Source organism: Christensenella sp. (assembly GCF_034927525.1).
Lineage (GTDB): Bacteria > Bacillota > Clostridia > Christensenellales > Christensenellaceae > Christensenella.
Genome location: NZ_JAYFPU010000316.1, coordinates 1 through 1,584 on the forward strand (window position 1 = coordinate 1; position 1,584 = coordinate 1,584).

A 1,584-nucleotide genomic window follows, 5' to 3' on the forward strand; every position below is an offset into this window, starting at 1 on the left:
ATATCGCAGCCAATTTTCTGGAATTCATCATATTTATTGGCTAAATCTTCCAACTCTGTGGGACACACAAAGGTAAAATCTGCAGGATAGAAGAAAAAGATGGACCAACGTCCGAGGATATCTTCTTTTTTAACTTCCTTAAATTCACCACCAACGTAGGCCTGTACTGCAAAATCGCTGACTTGCTTTTTAATTAATGACATGTTAATTTCCTCCTATGTCTAAAAAAATTCTATGAGATACGGGATAAACAATTGTGTTAGCTTTTACTAACTTGACTAAATTATAGCAATGTTAGTTCAGCCTGTCAATTGTTTTTTATAATTATTTTAAACTAAATCAGAAATGTCACAGGAATGTACACATGCTATAATAAAATTAATATTCTCTATTTCGATGAAAGAAGGACTCTGATGAAACAAGAAACTTATAAAAGAACCGATGCACTCCTCATTTTACTCAACGGAATTCTCTGTCTTATTTTCGCCAGGAATGTGACCCATCTCCTTCCCACCTTTTGCGGTGGTATCCTGATTATCAAGGGTGGACTACAATTTTACAAGGGAATCATTAATCAGGATTACAGGATTTTAGAACAAACTGACCTGGTCAAATCCTTTTCTGCCATTGCCGTGGGCATTGGTATCTTCTTCGCCCAGGAGGATGCCCTTTTCATCATCGCCATTTTCTGGGGGCTGACAGGCCTAACCCAGGCAACGGGTTACCTCAATACCGCCCTGTTTAAAATGGCCCACGGAAAAAATTTCTTTTGGGATCTTCTCAAGGGCCTGATAGAATTTTCCCTTTCTATGGCCGTTATCTTTAATCCCTTTAACAGTGTGGAGCACCATGTCCTCCTTCTGGGGATAGATATGATCTTTGAAGGGATTATCAGCTTTTTTGCCCGGGCAGAAAAAAGTGCTGAACAATCCGATTAATACACCGAAAAATAATAAGCAATGCACTTTGGATGGGGCTTAGTGATCCGATCTTACCATCTCCAGGGCATGACAAGCACTGCAAATGCCATAGGGGTAATTCCAGGGCAGCCGATCTCCGCAGATTTTACATTTCTTATAGGTATTCTTATTCTGCTTAAGCTTCGCGATAATGGCTCCGGAGAGTTCCAGCTTACACTCTAGAATATAAGCCTTCTGGGCCTCTGCCTCTTCCTCATCGGAACTGAAGCTGCGCAGGATGGAATAGAGCAAATCCAGAATCTTGTATTTTCCCTCCAAGGTTTCCAGGGAATCCCCCTCCTGGGCAATGACAATGGTTAGCCCCTCCAGAATTGGCCTTCCCTTTAAGCGGTTGTGCATGGCTTCCTTCCACCGGGAGAGGATATCGTAGTTGGTTTCATCAAAAGGGATGGTAATTCCCCGATACATTTCGTCCTTGGGCAGGGGGCAATGGGTCTCCATCCACTCACATAAATCAATGGCTCGGGTCATGCTGGCCTTTTTATAGGGGGCATGATCCGTCAGGCTCTGCCAGTCCCGCATGGTTTGGGAAAGTGATCGGTCCATATTGACTAAGAACCCTGGCATGGTGGTCCGGGCCGCCTCAATGGGAGGGTTTTTAACC

General features: G+C 43.3%; 3 protein-coding genes. 1 reads left to right on the forward strand and 2 read right to left on the reverse strand.

Annotation, left to right across the window (positions count from 1 at the left end; all coding sequences use genetic code 11):
• Positions 1-203: redoxin domain-containing protein (locus VB081_RS12820; RefSeq protein ID WP_323401175.1), on the reverse strand; the 203-nt coding region annotated here is incomplete at its 3' end.
• 210 nt (positions 204-413) lie between these two features.
• Between VB081_RS12820 and VB081_RS12825 the strand changes: the two genes are divergently transcribed.
• Complete coding sequence (locus VB081_RS12825) at positions 414-938, forward strand: DUF308 domain-containing protein (RefSeq protein ID WP_323397699.1); 525 nt, start codon at positions 414-416, stop codon at positions 936-938.
• Between the two features lie 39 nt (positions 939-977).
• On the opposite strand, the gene VB081_RS12830 is transcribed toward VB081_RS12825, so the two are convergent.
• A partial coding sequence (locus VB081_RS12830; protein WP_323401176.1) for a hypothetical protein occupies positions 978-1,584 on the reverse strand: 607 nt, incomplete at its 5' end.